The sequence below is a fragment of the Stenotrophomonas sp. genome, assembly GCF_032061965.1.
Taxonomy (GTDB): Bacteria; Pseudomonadota; Gammaproteobacteria; order Xanthomonadales; family Xanthomonadaceae; genus Stenotrophomonas.
On sequence record NZ_DAMBEF010000087.1, the window covers coordinates 1 to 2287 of the forward strand.

Genomic DNA, 2287 nt, shown 5'->3' on the forward strand with positions numbered 1-2287 from the left:
GTTTCGATTGGATCGTCCTGCTTTTCCCGGGTGCGCTGCGCTTACCCGGGCTACGTGGCTGCGGCGCGTGCCCGGTGGCTATGGGGTGGTGATCAACCCCGGCACGCCGCTGGGGTTTGAGATTTCGCCATCGGGCGTGGGCGAGATCCTCAAGGATTTCACCTGATAGAGCCGCTGTCCGAGCTACGCGAACACCTGTAGCCCGGGTAAGCGCAGCGCACCCGGGGCCTGTGCCTGATACGCGCGTGGCTGCCGGTTTCGATTGGATCGTCCTGCTTTTCCCGGGTGCGCTGCGCTTACCCGGGCTACGGGCGGATCGCACTTCGCGGTGGCTCAGCCGCGACGCGAAGACTCTCGCACCACCAGTTTCACCGGAATGGTGAGCCCTTCCACGGATTCACCGGCAATCAGGCCCAGCAGCTTGTCGACCAGCAGCTGGCCGGCCTGCTTGGTGTCCTGCTGCACCGTGGTCAGCGCCGGCGATACCGAGGCAGCTAGCGGAATATCATCAAAACCGGTCACTGCGATGTCCTGCGGCACCTGCAAGCCACGTTCGCGCAGGGCGCGCAAGGCACCGATGGCGATCAGGTCGCTGGCCGCGCAGATCGCATCAAACGCCATGCCTTGATCCAACAGCGCCAGGCAGGCGGCATGGCCGGATTCCTCGGTGGTGATGGCGTCGTGTTGCAGGCGGGCATCTGGTTCCAGGCCGCGGTCACGCAGCGCCTGCACATGACCGCGGTAACGTTCCTCGAATTCCGGGTAGTGACTGGAAGCATGGCCGAGGAAGGCGACGTGCCGGCAGCCCTGCTCCAGCAGGTGTGCGCTGATGTCGTAGCCGCCCTGGAAATTGTCGCTGCCCACCGACACCCCCGGTTGGCCGGGCAGGGCGGCGCCCCAACGCACGAAGTGGGTGCCTTGCTCGACCAGCCGCTGCAGGCGCTCCACCGACTCGTGATAGTCGCCATACCCCAGCAGGATGATGCCGTCGGCCTTGTTGCTGTCCTCGAAATCGGCGTGCCAGTCACTGGACAGCTGCTGGAAGGACACCAGCAGGTCGCGCCCATGCAGGGCGCACGCGCGGGTGATCGAACCCAGCATCGAATGGAAGAACGGGTTGATCAGTGAATCGTCCGGGGTCGGGTCCTCGAAGAACAGCAGGGCCAGGGTGCCGGATTGCTGGCAGCGCAGGCTGGAGGCGTTCTTGTCGACCTTGTAGTTCAGCTGCCGGGCGATATCCAGGATGCGCTGGCGGGTCTCGGCGTTGACCATCGGGCTGCCGCGCAGCGCTCGCGACACGGTGGGCTGCGACACGCCCGCCATGTGTGCGATATCCAATGAGGTGGCTTTGCCCTTGATGACCATCATGCCTAGCGATGTGAAGACGTCGGGCATCATGCCATGGGCCACGCGGGACTGGGACGAGTGGCCGCGCTGCCGGGCCGGGCCTGAACCCGTCCCGGGCTTGGCCTGGGGCCGCGTCAGCTGCTCCGCGGAGGGCACAAGCCTTACGTGCCAAGGCCTGCGCGGATTGACTGATATCTGTCGCGGGAACGATATAATGCGTCGGCTATTGCCCGCATCCGGCGGGTGGACCCCAACGGAAGAGTAGGAACCTATGGCCCGCGGCATCAATAAAGTCATCCTCGTCGGCAATCTCGGCAACGACCCGGACACCAAGTACACCCAGGCCGGCATGGCGATCACCCGTATCAGCCTGGCCACCACCAGCGTGCGCAAGGACCGTGACGGTAACCAGCAGGAGCGTACCGAATGGCACCGCGTGGTGTTCTTCGGCAAGCTCGGCGAGATCGCCGGTGAATACCTGCGCAAGGGCAGCTCGGTCTATGTCGAAGGCGAATTGCGCTACGACAAATACACCGGCCAGGACGGCGTGGAAAAGTACACCACCGACATCGTCGCCAACGAAATGCAGATGCTCGGCGGCCGTGGTGAAGGCGGCGGCGGTGGCGGCATGGGCGGCGATCGTCCGCAGCGCCAGTCGGCTCCGCGTCAGCAGCAGGGTGGCGGCCAGGGGGGTTACGGCAACCAGGACCAGGGTGGCGGCGGTGGCTACGGCGGCGGTCAGCGCCAGCAGCGCCCGGCACCGGCGCAGCAGCAGTCGGCTCCGCCGATGGATGATTTTGCCGACGACGATATTCCGTTCTAAGCCACCCATCGGTGTTGGTGAAATGGATTGAAGAAAAGCCCCGTTTTACGGGGCTTTTTTTAGGTTCATCGCGGATTAGCGTGGAGCCTCAGCTGACCAGCAGTACCCTTTAGGCCT

General features: G+C 64.7%; 2 protein-coding genes. One reads left to right on the top strand and one right to left on the bottom strand.

From position 1 onward, the window contains the following. Nucleotides 1-333: 333 nt before the first annotated feature. Nucleotides 334-1365, bottom strand: a complete 1032-nt coding sequence (locus RT460_RS19465) for a LacI family DNA-binding transcriptional regulator (protein WP_313321371.1) — start codon at nucleotides 1363-1365, stop codon at nucleotides 334-336. Between the two features lie 253 nt (nucleotides 1366-1618). Here RT460_RS19465 and RT460_RS19470 point away from each other — a divergent pair, with 253 nt between their 5' ends. Next, complete coding sequence (locus RT460_RS19470; protein WP_313321370.1) at nucleotides 1619-2170, top strand: single-stranded DNA-binding protein; 552 nt, start codon at nucleotides 1619-1621, stop codon at nucleotides 2168-2170. Nucleotides 2171-2287 lie beyond the last annotated feature (117 nt).

Coding starts and splice junctions, on each gene's coding strand:
- RT460_RS19470 (WP_313321370.1), top strand. CDS start 1,619: ATGGCCCGCGGCATCAATAAAGTCATCCTCGTCGGCAATCTCGGCAAC.
- RT460_RS19465 (WP_313321371.1), bottom strand. CDS start 1,365: ATGGTCATCAAGGGCAAAGCCACCTCATTGGATATCGCACACATGGCG.